General features: G+C 73.1%; 11 protein-coding genes. 7 read left to right on the top strand and 4 right to left on the bottom strand.

Translation table 11 applies throughout. The features are described from left to right. A partial coding sequence (locus tag DZG00_RS05315) for a glycoside hydrolase family 36 protein (protein WP_147359928.1) occupies positions 1-2,209 on the bottom strand: 2,209 nt, incomplete at its 3' end. Between the two features lie 202 nt (positions 2,210-2,411). Here DZG00_RS05315 and DZG00_RS05310 point away from each other — a divergent pair. From DZG00_RS05310 to DZG00_RS05285, 6 genes are all read left to right on the top strand, one after another. Next, positions 2,412-3,389: a carbohydrate ABC transporter permease gene (locus DZG00_RS05310; RefSeq protein ID WP_119455444.1), complete on the top strand. Its 978-nt coding sequence runs from the start codon at positions 2,412-2,414 to the stop codon at positions 3,387-3,389. An 8-nt stretch (positions 3,390-3,397) separates the two neighbouring features. Then, the gene (locus tag DZG00_RS05305) at positions 3,398-4,369 is read left to right on the top strand and encodes a carbohydrate ABC transporter permease (RefSeq protein ID WP_119382152.1); all 972 of its coding nucleotides are present in this window, start codon (positions 3,398-3,400) and stop codon (positions 4,367-4,369) included. An 11-nt stretch (positions 4,370-4,380) separates the two neighbouring features. Then, positions 4,381-5,769, top strand: coding sequence for an ABC transporter substrate-binding protein (locus tag DZG00_RS05300; RefSeq protein WP_233549072.1), 1,389 nt, complete (start codon positions 4,381-4,383; stop codon positions 5,767-5,769). A 97-nt stretch (positions 5,770-5,866) separates the two neighbouring features. Beyond that, positions 5,867-6,667: an NAD-dependent epimerase/dehydratase family protein gene (locus DZG00_RS05295; RefSeq protein ID WP_119382151.1), complete on the top strand. Its 801-nt coding sequence runs from the start codon at positions 5,867-5,869 to the stop codon at positions 6,665-6,667. A gap of 56 nt (positions 6,668-6,723) precedes the next feature. Further along, positions 6,724-7,998 carry an MFS transporter gene (locus DZG00_RS05290; RefSeq protein ID WP_233549071.1) on the top strand — a complete coding sequence of 425 codons (1,275 nt, stop codon included), beginning with the start codon at positions 6,724-6,726 and terminating at the stop codon, positions 7,996-7,998. A gap of 104 nt (positions 7,999-8,102) precedes the next feature. Continuing rightward, the gene (locus DZG00_RS05285) at positions 8,103-10,820 is read left to right on the top strand and encodes a phosphoenolpyruvate carboxylase (RefSeq protein WP_119455443.1); all 2,718 of its coding nucleotides are present in this window, start codon (positions 8,103-8,105) and stop codon (positions 10,818-10,820) included. A 77-nt stretch (positions 10,821-10,897) separates the two neighbouring features. Here the strand turns inward: DZG00_RS05285 and DZG00_RS05280 are convergent, their stop codons facing one another. The 3 genes from DZG00_RS05280 to DZG00_RS05270 all read right to left on the bottom strand — a co-directional run bounded on the left by DZG00_RS05280 (position 10,898) and on the right by DZG00_RS05270 (position 13,753). Beyond that, a complete protein-coding gene (locus DZG00_RS05280; RefSeq protein ID WP_119382429.1) occupies positions 10,898-12,001 on the bottom strand; it encodes a threonine aldolase family protein in 1,104 nt (367 codons plus the stop codon). A gap of 56 nt (positions 12,002-12,057) precedes the next feature. Beyond that, positions 12,058-13,101, bottom strand: coding sequence for a zinc-binding dehydrogenase (locus DZG00_RS05275; RefSeq protein WP_119382428.1), 1,044 nt, complete (start codon positions 13,099-13,101; stop codon positions 12,058-12,060). An 85-nt stretch (positions 13,102-13,186) separates the two neighbouring features. After that, positions 13,187-13,753 (bottom strand): TetR/AcrR family transcriptional regulator, encoded by a 567-nt coding sequence (locus DZG00_RS05270; RefSeq protein ID WP_119382427.1) that lies wholly within the window; start codon positions 13,751-13,753, stop codon positions 13,187-13,189. 132 nt (positions 13,754-13,885) lie between these two features. Between DZG00_RS05270 and DZG00_RS05265 the strand changes: the two genes are divergently transcribed. Further along, a partial coding sequence (locus tag DZG00_RS05265; protein WP_119455442.1) for a DUF2254 family protein occupies positions 13,886-14,548 on the top strand: 663 nt, incomplete at its 3' end.

Raw genomic sequence — 14,548 nt, 5'->3', positions numbered from 1 at the left:
CGGCGCCCGTGCCCGCATCGCCCGAGTCGAGCCGCATGCCGCCGGCGATCCGCGCGGCGCCCCACGCCGCACCGACGCCCGCGGCCGGGTAGACCTGCTCGATGACGGCGTCCGCCTCGCCCAGGTGCGGCAGCGCGAGATCCACCTCGCGCTCGGCGTGGGCCTGGCGCCACGCGATCACGTAGGTGTCGGGGGACCCGGCCACGTCGAACGCGACCGTGGTCCAGGCGTCGTCCCAGGACGGCAGCCCGGTGGGGAAGCGCGGCGTCGACCGCGCGAGCTCGTGACGCGTCTCCTTGTGCACCCGCACGGCGTCCGCGACGAGGTCGAGCCCGTGGTCGTCCATGCCGCTCAGCACGCCGGCCTGGTAGAGGCGGCCGGCGAGGCCGGTGCACTCGGTGAAGACGACCATCTCGTCGGTCATGTCGGGCTGCGGGTAGGCCCAGTTGCCGGCCTGCTCGGGGAGGATGTGGGCGAGGGCGCCGACCGCGATCATCGGGTACAGGAGCGGGTCCTGCTGGTCCGAGGTCGACTGCATCTGCAGGACCCGGAGCATCGCGGCGTCCGAGCGCATCGCGCCCGAGCCGCAGTTCTCGAGGATCAGGTCGGGGTGCCGGTCGAGCACGTCCGAGAGCCATGCGAGCAGCGCGCGGTTGTGCTCGAGGAGGCCGGCGCCGACCGAGGGCGCCTCGAGGTCCGTGCCTGCGCCCGGCGTGACGTTGTAGTCCAGCTTGAAGAAGCCGACGCCGAGGTCGCCGACGAGCCGGTCGACTGCCTCGTCGAGGTGCGCGCGGGCCTCGGGCGAGCGGAGGTCGAGCAGGTAGCGCGCGTTCTCGACGATGCGCACCCCGCCGCGCTGCAGGAACGCCGAGTCGGGCAGCGTCCGCGCCGCGAGGCTGTCGACGCCCACGACCTCGGGCTCGAGCCACAGGCCCGCGACCATGCCGTGCGAGCGGATCCGATCGAGGACCGACGACAGGCCGGAGGGGAACCGCGCGGTCGACGGCTGCCAGTCGCCGACGCTCGCCCACCACCCGGCGGTGTCGTCGTACCAGCCGGCGTCGATGCAGAAGACCTCGGCGCCGACGCGCGCGGCGGCGTCGATGAGCGGCAGGAGCTTGCCCTCCGTGGGGTCGCCCTCGAGCGTGTTCATGTAGTCGTTGAAGACCACGGGGAGCGCGTCGCCCGCGGCGTGCCGGCGGTTCGACGCGCGGCGCAGGTCGGCCAGGCGCCCGAAGGCGTCCTCCAGGGATCCGGCGGCCGTGAAGGAGACGGGCACGCTCGTGAAGGTCGTGGTGTCGTCGAGCACGACGGACCACTGGTGCAGCGTGTCGGTGGGGCCGAGCACGGCGACGTACGCGCCGTCGCGGGACCGGTCGGCGCGCGGCGGGCCGAAGGGGGTGTCGCTGAAGAGCCGGTCCTCCAGGGGGACGCCGCCGTGGCCCCAGTCGGGATCCTCGCCGAGCTCGAAGGACCACGCGCCGTTGTGCTCGACCTGCCAGGCCAGGGTGCGGCCGGTGCGGCGGTCGCGCGCGGCGCCCGCGGGGTTCGCGACGCCCGACGACCACGTGCTGAGGCTCGACACCGCGAGGCGGTTGCGGCTCGTCTCGCCGCGCGCCGTGCGGTCGATGTCGACGAGGCCGGGGGAGCGCAGGGCGCGGGACGTCCAGCGGTTCTCCGAGCACCAGCCGCTGTCGGCCCACCAGAGGTCGACGTCGTTCGGGGAGTCGGAGACGACGGCTCCGGTCGCGAGGCTCGTGACCGCCCAGACGGGCAGGGGTGCGCTGCCCGGATCCAGCGCGAGGGTGGTCGTGGTGCGGACCGCGGGGACGCCCGCGTGCGCCTCGAGCACGGTGGTCGCGACCAGGCCGGACGCCTCGTGGCGCTGCACGATCTCCAGCCGGTCCACGCCGTCGCGCGACGAGGCGGCGGAGCTCGCGTACCGCAGCCCGGCGCCGAGCGCCGTGCCGTCGTAGCGGTAGCTGTTGTTGATCCGGCCCCACGCCGGCGAGAGCACCTCGACCAGCGGCTGGCGCGGCGTGGCGCGGGCGATCGCCGATGCGTCGTCGGCCCCGTCGGCCCCGTCGTCCGGGGATCCGCCCACCTCCACGAGGCGCACCGGCCCGTCCGCGTCGTGCTCGAACACGAGCCCCAGGCCGCCGGCCTCCCACGGGATCGAGGTGGTCACTGCGGTGTCGATGACGGTCACGAGGGCTCCGTTGCGCTTCGTCGGGCGGGTGTCACGAGCGACTGTATCCCTCGGTCCGCACGAAATGAAAGCGTTTCCATTCGTTACCATCCCGTGACCTCCCGGCATTGTGCGGACATGGGCCCGAAGTCACACTGAGGGCGGCGGAGGCCCTCACCGGCACCGCTGCCCGCGATGGAGCGGGAAGGACGAAGGAGTCTCGATGGCACTCTCCGTGGACGCCCGCGGCACCCATTCCGGCCGGCCGGCGACGGCCCCCGCATCGACCGGCTCCGGCCGCTCCGGCGGCGCACCGCCACCGCGCCGGGCTCGACGGCGGGACGACACCCGCCTCGCCGCGCTGTTCCTCATCCCGGCCACGATCGGCCTCGTGGTCTTCTACTTCTGGCCGCTCCTCCGCGGCATCTGGCTGAGCTTCACCTCGTGGGACCTGCTCTCCCCGGCCCGCTTCATCGGCATCGAGAACTACCAGCGCATGCTGGCCGACCCGATCTTCTGGAACGCCGCGCGCGTCACCGTCTACTACGTCGTCCTCAACATCGGGTTCCAGACGGTCATCGCCCTCGGCATCGCCATCCTCATGCAGCGGCTGACGCAGTCGACGCTCCTCCGCGGCGTGATCCTCGCGCCCTACCTCGTCTCGAACGTGGTCGCGGCGCTCGTCTTCCTCTGGATCCTCGACTTCCAGCTCGGCATCGGCAACCAGCTCCTCGAGTGGGTCGGCCTCGACCGCATCGGGTTCTTCACCACCGAGGCCTGGGTGATCCCGACCATCGCGGCCGTCAACGTCTGGCGGCACATGGGCTACACGGCGCTGCTGATCTTCGCGGGGCTGCAGGCGATCCCCGCGAACTACTACGAGGCCGCCAGGGTCGACGGCGCGTCCGAGTTCCGCATGTTCCGCGGGATCACGATGCCGCTGCTGCGCCCCGTGCTCGGCCTCGTGCTGATCATCTCGGTGATCGGCTCGTTCCAGGTGTTCGACACCGTCTCGGTGACCACAGGCGGCGGCCCCGTCGACGCCTCCCGGCTGCTGCAGGTCTACATCTACGACAAGGCGTTCGCGCAGTTCGACTTCGGCTACGCGTCGACGCTGAGCGTCGCGATGCTGATCATCCTGGTGATCGTCACCTACTTCCAGTACCGCATCACGCGGGCCGGCCAGTCCGACCTGAACTAGGAGCCGTCATGACACAGCTGCAGACCCCTCCCGTCGTGCCCGTCCGCCCCGACGTCGACGGCGCCGACGCCCCGCCCCGGCCGCCGCGCCCCGCCCGGCCCCGCCGCCCGATCCCGTGGGGTCGCATCGCCGCGTGGGTGGTGATGGGGATCCTCATCCTCGTGACCGTGTTCCCCTTCTACTGGATCCTGCGCACCGCGCTCTCGAGCAACGGCGCGCTGTACGGCAACGCCACATCGCTGCTGCCGGCGGACTTCACCTGGAACGGCTTCCTCCGCGTCTTCGGCCTGCAGTCGGTCGACGACGCGATCGCCGACGGGGGATCCGGCGCCAAGCTCGACTTCTGGCGCTACCTCGGCAACTCGGTGGTGGTCTCCACGACCGTGACCGTGTGCCAGGTGTTCTTCTCCGCCATGGCCGCCTACGCGTTCTCGCGGCTCGTCTGGCGCGGCCGTGACTTCGTCTTCGGGTTCTTCCTGCTGTCCCTGATGGTCCCCGTGATCTTCACGCTGCTGCCGAACTTCCTGCTGGTCAAGCAGCTGGGCCTCATCGACAGCCTCCTCGGGATCATGCTGCCGTCGCTGTTCATGACGCCGTTCGCGATCTTCTTCCTGCGGCAGTTCTTCATGAACGTGCCCAAGGAGGTGGAGGAGGCGGCGCTGGTCGACGGCGCGAGCAAGCTCACGATCTTCTTCAAGGTGATCATCCCGATGTCGGCGGCGCCCATCGCGACCGTGAGCATCCTCACCTACATGAGCAGCTGGAACGACTACTTCTGGCCGCTGATGGTCAGCTACACGGACGACTCGCGCGTGCTCACGGTGGCGCTCGGGGCGTTCAAGTCGCAGAGCCCGACGGGCGGGCCGGACTGGTCGGGCCTCATGGCCGCGACGCTCGTGGCGGCGCTGCCGATGATCCTGCTGTTCGGGGTCTTCGCCAAGCGCATCGTCAACAACATCGGCTTCAACGGCATCAAGTGAGGACCACGACCATGTCGACGACGACATCCCGTTCCGCCCGCACCACCCGTCCCCGTCGCCGCCTCCGACGGCTGGCCGCCCTCGCGGTGGCGGCGGCCTCGTTCGCGGCGCTCTCCGGCTGCGCCTCCGCGCCGGGGGCCGCATCGGGCACGGTCACGGTCGACTACTGGCTGTGGGAGTCCCTGCAGCTGCCCGGCTACGAGAAGTGCGCGACCGCGTTCGAGGCGGAGAACCCGGACGTCGACGTCCGGATCACGCAGTACGGCTGGGCCGACTACTGGCAGAAGCTCACCGCGGGGCTCGTCGCGGGCGCCGGGCCCGACGTGTTCACGGACCACCTCACGAAGTACCCCGAGTTCGTCAGCCGCGGCGTGATCCTGCCGCTCGACGACTTCCCCGCGACCGCCGGCCTCGACCCCGCCGACTACCAGGCGGGCCTCGCCGAGCTGTGGAAGGGCCAGGACGGGAAGCAGTACGGATCCCCGAAGGACTTCGACACCGTCGCCCTCTTCTACGACGAGGCGGTGCTCGCGAAGGCCGGCATGACGCCGGCCGACCTGCAGGGCCTCACCTGGAACCCGGAGGACGGCGGCACGTTCGAGGAGGTCATCGCGCACCTCACGGTCGACGCCAACGGCGTGCGCGGGGACGAGGAGGGCTTCGACCCGACGCGCGTCGTCACGTACGGCCTCGGATCCAACGGCGCCGGCGACACCAACGGGCAGACGCAGTGGGCGTGGCTCGCGGGGGCGACCGGATGGGAGTTCACGAACGCACCCGTGTGGGGCGACCGGTACGCCTACGACGACCCGCGCTTCAAGGACTCGATCGCGTGGCTGTTCGGCCTCGTGGAGAAGGGGTACCTGCCGCCGTACGAGCGCGTCGGCACGGCGCCGAACCTCGTGCAGCAGCTCGGATCCGGCCAGGCGGCTCTCGTCGCCGACGGCTCCTGGACCATCTCCAGCTACGCCCGGCTGCAGGGCGTGGACCTCGGCATCGCGAGCGTGCCGATCGGGCCGATCGGGCACCCGGTCTCCATGTACAACGGGCTCGGCGACTCCATCAGCGCGCAGACCGACGCGCCCGAGGAGTCGGCCCGCTGGGTCGCGTTCCTCGGCTCGGACGAGTGCCAGACCATCGTCGGGAAGGAGGGCGTGATCTTCCCGGCGCGGCCCGCGGGCACCGAGGCCGCCATCCAAGCGTTCGCCGACAAGGGCTTCGACGTGAAGCCGTTCACCGACCTCGTGGACGACGGGAACACGATCCTCTTCCCGGTGACGAACAACGCCGCGGAGATCCTCGCGATCATGAAGCCCGTGATGGACAGCATCTACATCGGCAGCGAGCCCGTCGACTCGCTCGACCAGGTGAACGAGCGGGTCAACCGGCTGTTCGAGTGAGGCGCGGGCGGGCGGACGCTGGTCGTCCGCCCGCGCGTCGCCCAGGATGGGAGCACGGCCGCGCCGGGCGGCGCTTCGACGACGAAGGGGATCCGACATGGGCACGATCACGATCACGGGAGGATCCGGGCGCATCGCCACGAGCATCCGCCCGCTGCTCCTCGCGGCCGGGCACGAGCTGCGGCTGCTCGACGTGGTGGAGCCGCCGACGCCGCTCGCGCCGGGGGAGACCTCGGCCATCGTCGACACGACCGACGTGGACGCGTGCGCGGAGGCGTTCCGCGGATCCGACCTCGTGGTGCACCTCGCGGCGCACGCGGCCGAGCGGCCGTGGGAGGCGATCCAGCGCGTGAACAACGACGGCGCGCACGCCGTGCACGAGGCGGTCGTGCGGGCGGGGGTGCCGCGGATCCTCGCGGCCAGCTCCATCCACGCGGTCGGCTTCCTGCCCGCGACCGATGCCGCGCGCGAGGACGTGCCCGCGCCGCGGCCCGACACCTTCTACGGCCTGAGCAAGGTGCTGCTCGAGGGGCTCGGCAGCATGTACGCCGACCGGCACGGGCACGTCGTGGTGAGCGTGCGGATCATGACGGCGGAGCCCGAGCCGTCGCAGGCCCGCAGCGTCTCGACCTGGCTGTCGGCGGGCGATGCGGCCCGGCTGGTGGAGGCCGTGCTCCGCCTCGACGAGCCCGGCCACCGGATCGTGTGGGGCGTCTCGCGGAACACGCGCCGCTGGGTCTCGCTCGCGGCGGGCGAGGCGATCGGCTACTTCCCCGAGGACGACGCGGAGGTCTTCGCGCACCGCTTCCCGGAGCTCGGGGAGGACACGTCGCCGCCCGCGGGCGTGCTGCTCGGCTCGATCTTCACGGAGGTGGAGCTGGGGAGCGACATGGGGTGAGGCGGGCGGCCGGTCCGCGCGCACGCGGTGTCGCCGGGCGGCCGTACGCTTTCCCCATGCGGTCCTTCCGACGTGCGGGATCCGCGCGCACCCCCGAGCCCGGCGACGGCTCCATGCCCGACACCCGCGGCCCCGCGAAGGCCCCCCGCGCGAAGCTCCCGCGCGACGTCCTCGTCCTCGGCGTCATCGCGTTCTTCGTGATGGTCGGCTTCGGCGTGGTCGTGCCCGTGCTGCCCGTCTACGCGGAGAGCTTCGGGGTCGGCAGCTTCGAGGTCGGTGCGGTGATCTCCGCGTTCGCCCTCATGCGCTTCGTGATGAGCCCGTTCGTCGCGCGCCTCATCGACTGGAGCGGGGAGCGCACGGTGCTCGCGGTCGGCATCGCGATCGTGGCGGTCTCCTCGGGCCTCGCGGGGCTCGCGCAGGACTACGTGCAGCTGCTCCTCCTCCGCGGCGCGGGCGGCATCGGGTCGGCGATGTTCTCGGTGGCCGCGATGACGCTGCTGCTCGGCTCGACGGATCCGACCCGCAGGGCCCGCGCGATCGGCTTCTACCAGGGCGGCTTCCTCATCGGCGGCATGGCCGGGCCCGCGCTCGGCGCCGTGCTCGCGACCATCTCGCTCACCGCTCCCTTCTTCTTCTACGCCGCCACGCTCGCCGTCGCGAGCGTCATCGGGCTGCTGCTCCTGCGGCCGCGCACGCGCGATGTGGCGTCGACCGGGACGCCCGAGGTCGTGATCCCGTTCGGCCGCGTGCTGCGCGACCCCCGCTACCGCGCGGCGCTGCTCGCGAACCTCGGCAACGGGTGGGCGTCGATGGGCGTCCGCAGCGCGCTGATCCCGCTGCTCGTCGTCGCCGTGATCGGCGCGGATCCCTCGGCCACCGGCATCGCGTTCGCGTGCGCCGCCGTGGTGCAGGCGCTCGCGCTCGCGCCCGCCGCGCGCTTCGTGGACACGCGCGGTCGCCGCCCCGCGATCGTCGGCGCGTACGGCGTCGCCGGGCTGCTGATGATCGCGATCCCGTTCGCCCCCGACATGATCGTGCTCACGGTGCTGCTCTGCGTGTACGGCGCGGCCGCCTCGTTCATGGGCACGGCGCCGGCAGCTGCGGTGGGCGATGCCGCGGGCGCCCGCAGCGGACGCCCCGTCGCCGTGTTCTCGATGGTGTCGGACCTCGGCGCGATCGTCGGCCCGCTCGTCGCCGGCTTCCTCGCGGACGCGTTCTCGTACCCGGTCGCCTTCGCGACGGGCGCCGTGCTGCTGCTCGCCGCCTCCGCGTACGCGCTGCTGCGGATGCCGCGGGACGAGCGCGTGGCGGCGCCCGCCGCGAGCTGATCCGGTCGCCCGGCGCATCCTCCACCGCCGGATCCGCGGCTGGAGCGCGCGTCCTCGGACGTCATGCGCAGGATCCGCCCGCCGCCTTCCGTATCCTCGACACCGTGACGACTCCCCCGAAGAAGCCGCTTCCCCTCGAGCACGACACCACCCGCGACGGCACGCGCGACGCCGTCGAGCCGGCGCTCCGATCCGACGTCAGCCACCTCGGCGGCCTCCTCGGCCAGGTGCTCCGCGAGTCCGGCGGGGAGGATCTGCTCCGCGACGTGGAGCGGCTGCGCGAGCTGGTGATCGACGCGTACGAGCGCGCGAGCGACGCATCCATCGACGACGCCGAGCGGCTCGTCGCCACGTTCACGCCCGAGCGCGCGGAGCAGGTCGCCCGCGCGTTCACCTGCTACTTCCACCTGGCCAACCTCGCCGAGGAGCACCACCGCGTGCGCGTCCTCCGCGAGCGCGAGGCCGCGTCGGGCTTCGTGCCCGACTCCATCCCGGACGCCGTGGGCACGCTCACCGAGGAGCTGGGCCGCGACGAGGCGATGCGACGGCTCGGCGAGATGCGCTTCCACCCCGTGCTCACCGCGCACCCGACCGAGGCCCGTCGGCGGGCCGTGGCCACGGGGATCCGCCGCATCGGCGACCTGCTCACCGAGCGCGACGGCGCGGTCGCCTGCACGCTCACGGGCGCCGACGTCGACCGGCGGCTGCTCGAGGAGATCGACGGCCTGTGGCGCACGTCGCCGCTGCGCACCACGCGGCCCACCCCGCTCGACGAGGTGCGCACCGCGATGGGCGTCTTCGACCAGACCCTGTTCGAGGTCGTGCCGCGCGTCTACCGCCTGCTCGACGACTGGCTGCTCGGCGACGAGGCCGGGGTGCGCGAGGCCGTGGCGCCCGCGTTCTTCCGCCTCGGCAACTGGATCGCGGCGGATCGCGACGGCAACCCGTACGTCACCGCGGCCGTCACCGAGGAGGCCGCGGGCATCGCCAGCGAGCACATCCTCCTCGGGCTCGAGCGCGTGGCCCTGCGGGTCGGCCGGTCGCTCACGCTCGGCGACGCCGACACCCCGCCGAGCGCGGAGCTGCGCGAGCTGGCCGCCGCGCAGGACGCGCTCGCGCCGCATCTCACCGCCCGCATCGGCACCCGCGCGCCCGCCGAGCTGCACCGCCGCGTGCTGCTCGTGATCGCCGACCGCCTCGCCGCCACGCGCACGCGCCACGACGACCCCATCGCCTACCCGTCGGCCGCCGAGCTGCTCGCCGACCTCCGCGTGCTGCAGTCGTCCCTGCGGGATGCGGGCGCGCACCGCATCGCGGGCGGCGAGCTGCAGGGCCTCATCTGGCAGGCCGAGACCTTCGGGTTCCACCTGGCCGAGATGGAGGTGCGCCAGCACTCGCAGGTGCACCGCGAGGCGCTGCGCGAGGTGCTCGCGGTGGCCTCGGCGGATGCGTCGGGCGACCAGGCTCCCGAGCTCGCGCCCATGACGGTCGAGGTGCTCGACGTGTTCCGCACGCTCGCCCGCCTGCAGGAGCGGCACGGCGTCGCGCCGTTCTCGCGCTTCATCGTCTCGTTCACCCAGTCGGCCGACGACATCCGCACGGTGCACGAGCTGGCCGCGCTCGCGCTCGGGTCCGCGGAGGACGCGCCCGTGCTCGACGTCATCCCGCTGTTCGAGACGTTCGCGGATCTCGACGCGAGCACGCGGATCCTCGACGAGATGATCCGCCTGCCCCAGGTGGAGGCGCGCCTCGCGGCGACGGGCCGCAAGCTCGAGGTGATGCTCGGCTACTCCGACTCGTCCAAGGACGTCGGGCCCGTGTCCGCGACCTTCGCCCTGTTCGACGCGCAGGCGCGCATCGCGACCTGGGCGCGGGAGAACGACATCGAGCTCACGCTCTTCCACGGCCGCGGCGGCGCCCTCGGGCGCGGTGGCGGTCCGGCCGACCGCGCCGTGCGGGCCCAGCCGCCGGGATCCGTCGACGGCCGCTTCAAGCTCACCGAGCAGGGCGAGGTGATCTTCGCCCACTACGGCGACAAGCGCATCGCCGCCCGCCACATCGAGCAGATGGCCGCCGCGACGCTGCTGGCGTCCGCGCCCTCGAACGAGGAGCGCAACGCGGCCGCCGCGCACGGATCCGCCGAGATGGTCCGCACCATGGACGAGGCCTCGCGCGCCCGCTTCTTCGAGCTCGTGAAGGCGCCCGGCTTCGCGCCGTGGTTCGCGCAGGTCACGCCGATGGAGGAGATCGGCCTGCTGGCGCTCGGCTCCCGGCCCGCCCGCCGCGGCCTGTCGGTCGAGTCGCTCGAGGACCTGCGCGCGATCCCGTGGGTGTTCGCGTGGACGCAGGCGCGCATCAACCTCACCGGCTGGTTCGGCCTCGGATCCGCGCTGGCCGCCGTCGGCGACGAGGCCGTGCTCCGGAACGCCTACGACGAGTGGCCGCTGTTCACCTCGATGATCGACAACGTCGAGATGTCGCTCGCCAAGACCGACGGCCGCCTCGCCGAGCGCTACCTCGCCCTCGGCGACCGCCCGGATCTCGCGGCGCTCGTCACGGAGGAGATGGAGCTCACGCGCGAGTGGGTGCGCAAGGCGACGGGGCGCGAGGAGATCCTCGAGGGCCGGCCGGTGCTGCGCCGCGCGGTGCGCCTGCGGAGCCCGTACGTCGACGCGCTGTCGCTGCTGCAGCTGCGGGCCCTCCGCGCGCTGCGCACCTCGGCCGAGACGGCGCCCGGCCAGGCCGACCCGACGGATCCGGACCACCGGCTCCTGCTGCTCACCGTCAACGGCATCGCGGCGGGGCTGCAGAACACGGGGTGATCCTCGCCCGTCCCGACGCGACGGCGGCCGGTCCCCGAGGGGGCCGGCCGCCGTCGTCCGTCGCGCGGGGGTGCGGGCTACGCCGCCCCGACCTCCCGGCGGATCGCCGCGGCGAACCGGTCGATGTCGTCCTCGGTGGTGTCGAAGGAGCACATCCAGCGCACCTCGCGGCGGGCCGGGTCCCAGTCGTAGAAGCGGAACTCGGAGCGGAGGCGGTCGGCGACGCCCTCGGGGAGGATCGCGAACAGGCCGTTCGCCTGCGTCTCCTGCGTGAACTCGACGCCGTCGACGCCGTCGAGCGCGGCCCGGAGCCGGGCGGCCATGCCGTTCGCGTGGCGGGCGGAGCGGAGGTAGAGGGGCACGCCGTCGACCTCGGATCCGAGCAGCGCCAGCAGCTGCGCGCTCACGAAGCGCATCTTCGACGCGAGCTGCATGTTGAGCTTGCGCAGGTAGGTCAGCCCCTCCGACGCCTCGGGGTCGAGCACCACGATCGCCTCGCCGTAGAGCAGGCCGTTCTTGGTGCCGCCGAAGCTCACGACGTCGACGCCCGCGTCGGACGTGAAGGCGCGGAACGGGGCGTCCAGCGTGGCCGCCGCGTTGGAGAGGCGCGCGCCGTCCATGTGCAGGCGCATGCCGCGCTCGTGCGCGTGGTCGGCGATCGCCCGCACCTCGGCCGGCGTGTAGACGGTGCCGAGCTCGGTGGTCTGGGTGATGCTCACGGCCAGCGGCTGCGCACGGTGCTCGTCGCCCCAGCCCCATGCCTCCCGGTCGATGAGCTCGGGGGTGAGCTTGCCGTCCTCGGTCGGCACCTGCAGGAGCTTGATGCCGGCGACGCGCTCGGGGGCGCCGCCCTCGTCGGTGTTGATGTGCGCGGTGGTCGCGCAGACCACGGCGCCCCAGCGCGGCAACATCGAGAGGAGGCCCGTGACGTTGGCGCCCGTGCCGTTGAAGACGGGGAACGCCTCGGCGCCGCGGCCGAAGTGCTCGCCCACGACCTCCCGCAGGCGTGCCGTGTACGCGTCGCCGCCGTAGGCGACCTGGTGCCCGCCGTTCGCGGCCGCGATGGCCTCGAGCGCCTCGGGGTGGATCCCGGAGTAGTTGTCGGAGGCGAAGCCGCGGGCGGCGGTGTCGTGGAGCTGCAAGGGGGAGGCGGGGGTGGTGGCGTCGGTCACGGTGTCCATCCTCGCCTACCCGGCGGCCGCCCCGAGCGCGCAGCTGCGGGACGGGGCGGCGGCGCTCACGGGACGAGGATCACCTTGCCCGCGACCGTGCGGGACTCGGCGAGCTCCAGCGCGGCCGCCGCCTCGGCGAGCGGGAAGCGCCCGGCGATGGAGGCCGTCAGCGTCCCGTCGGCGACGAGGGCCAGCACCTGCCCGAGGTCCTCCTGCAGGCGCGCGCGGAAGCGGCGCGGGCGGAGGGAGTGGCCGGCCCACAGGTCGTAGAACGCGGCGTGCCGGCCGTTCGGCAGCGCATCCCACGCCAGCAGGCGCCCGAGCGCCTTCATGAAGGCGGGCCATACGCTGCCCGTGCCCTGGACGGCGCTGATGATCGAGTAGGTGACGAGCGCACCGCCGGGCGCGAGGAGCTCGAAGCCGAGCTTCGTGACGTCCCCGCCGATGTTGTCGAACACGGCGTCGACGCCGCCGGGGGCCAGCCGGAGGACGATGCGGGCGAGGTCGGGATCCGCGTAGTCCACGGGCTCGACACCCGCCGCCCGCAGCGCGTCGTGGTGGCGCGGGGAGGCGGCGCCGATGACGCGGATGCCGGCGTGGTGCGCGAGCTGGATCAGGATGCCGCCCACGCCGCCGCTCGCCCCGAACAGGAGGACCGTGCCGCCGCGCTCGACGCGCGCCGCCCGGTGCAGCATCTGCCACGCCGTGACGCCGTTGACCGTGACGGCCTCCGCCTGCTCGGGGAGCACGCCGTCCGGCACGACGACCGCGTCGCGCGCCGCGACGACCGCGTGCCCGGCCCACGCGCCGGTCTTCGTCATGACGGCGACGCGCTGCCCGAGGAGCGCGTGATCCCCGCCCGGGCCGACCTCGAGCACGCGGCCCACGAGGTCGTAGCCGGGCGTGAACGGGAAGGCGGGCTGGCCGAAGTAGCGGCCGCGGCGCATCGCCTGCTCGGCGAAGGACACGCCCGTCGCCTCGACCTCGATGAGCAGCTGCCCGCAGCCGGGGCGTTCGACGGCCGCCTCCTCGACCAGGAGGCCGGACGGCTCGACGAGTCCGGGCAGGACGACGCGGGTGGTGCGGGTGGGGGTGATGGTGGCGTTCATGGTGGGGCTCCTTGGTTATTGATCGAACAGTCACAAGTCGTGACACGGGGGGACGCCGCCGGAGGGGCGGCGCGGTGGGGCGGGATCAGCCGGAGTGGCGGATCCCGGAGGAGATGATGCGGGCCCACTCGGCGCGGACGTCCGAGAGGTCGGCCTGCACGACGAGGTGGCAGAGCTGGCCGTACGCGATGAAGCGCTGGACGGCGTCGTGGTCGGCGCCGGATCCGACGCTCACGGCCCGGACGACGGCGGCGAGACCGCGCCGCACGGCCTCGCGGATCTCCGGCACCTCGCACGCCGACTGCGCGTGCACCTGGAGCCGGATGAGGTCGCGGTCCTCGATGAGGGCGATGTACGCGAGCGTCATCGCCTCGAGCCGGTCGGTCGGGTCCGTGGACGCGGCCTCCTCGCCCGCCTTCGCGAGGGCGGCGGCGACGAGCTCGTAGCAGCGGTCGACGGCCGCGACGAAGACGCCGAGCTTGCCGGGGAAGAGGCGGAAGACGTACGCGGGGGAGACGCCGGACGCCTGCGCGACGTCGGTGACGGGCGTGGAGTGGTAGCCCGTGCGGGAGAAGACGGCGACGGCGGCGGAGGTGATGCGCTCGCGCTGCGCCTCGGCGGTGGAGCGGGTGGCGGTGCCGGTCGTCGTCATGTGACTGATCGAACACTAACCAACCTAGGGTGTCAAGGGCCGGGCTCCGACCGCATCGTGTTGCAGGCCGGGCGCTGTCCGACGAGGCCCGCCGGTCGACCGGCCCCTCGGCTCCGCCCCTAGCCTTCGAGCATGCGATCCCGGCTCCTCCACGCCCGCGAGTCCTTCTGGCTCCTGCCCGCGCTGCTCGGCCTCGGGGCGGTGGTCCTCGCGCTCGGCCTCGTGGAGGTCGACCGGCTGCTCGTCGCCGCAGGCATCGACGACATCCCGCTCGTGGAGGACCTCTCGGCGACCGGCGGCCGGGCGATCCTCTCGGCCATCGGCGGCACCATGCTCGGCGTGGCGGCGACCTCCTTCTCCATCACGATCTCGGTGCTCGCGACCACGTCGTCCTCGTACGGCCCGCGGCTGGTGCGGAACTTCATGGCCGACCGCGGCAACCAGGTCGTGCTCGCGGTGCTGACGTCCACGTTCCTGTACGCGCTCATCGTGCTGCGCTCCATCCACACGGAGGAGGACGGCGTGGTCGGGTTCGTGCCGGTGCTCGCCGTGAGCGCGGCCGTGCTGCTGGCCGTGGCGGACGTCGCGGTGCTCGTGTACTTCATCCACCACATCGCGATGTCGGTGCAGGTGACGACGCTGCAGACGCGCGTGCTCGCCGACCTCGAGCGCGTGATCGACGCGACGCGGCCGGCGCGGGACGCGGAGGCGGGTGCCGTCGCGACGGACGGACCCGGCGACCCGGATCCCGCGGGCCCCGTGCACGTGGTCCGCGCGGCCGCGACCGGGTACGTC

The organism is Clavibacter lycopersici (assembly GCF_003576405.1).
Classification (GTDB): domain Bacteria; phylum Actinomycetota; class Actinomycetes; order Actinomycetales; family Microbacteriaceae; genus Clavibacter; species Clavibacter lycopersici.
Note: the sequence above shows the minus strand (reverse complement) of the source record. Positions and strands in the feature narration are given on the sequence as shown.

Coding starts and splice junctions, on each gene's coding strand:
- DZG00_RS05310 (WP_119455444.1), top strand. CDS start 2,412: ATGGCACTCTCCGTGGACGCCCGCGGCACCCATTCCGGCCGGCCGGCG.
- DZG00_RS05305 (WP_119382152.1), top strand. CDS start 3,398: ATGACACAGCTGCAGACCCCTCCCGTCGTGCCCGTCCGCCCCGACGTC.
- DZG00_RS05300 (WP_233549072.1), top strand. CDS start 4,381: ATGTCGACGACGACATCCCGTTCCGCCCGCACCACCCGTCCCCGTCGC.
- DZG00_RS05295 (WP_119382151.1), top strand. CDS start 5,867: ATGGGCACGATCACGATCACGGGAGGATCCGGGCGCATCGCCACGAGC.
- DZG00_RS05290 (WP_233549071.1), top strand. CDS start 6,724: ATGCGGTCCTTCCGACGTGCGGGATCCGCGCGCACCCCCGAGCCCGGC.
- DZG00_RS05280 (WP_119382429.1), bottom strand. CDS start 12,001: ATGGACACCGTGACCGACGCCACCACCCCCGCCTCCCCCTTGCAGCTC.
- DZG00_RS05275 (WP_119382428.1), bottom strand. CDS start 13,101: ATGAACGCCACCATCACCCCCACCCGCACCACCCGCGTCGTCCTGCCC.
- DZG00_RS05270 (WP_119382427.1), bottom strand. CDS start 13,753: ATGACGACGACCGGCACCGCCACCCGCTCCACCGCCGAGGCGCAGCGC.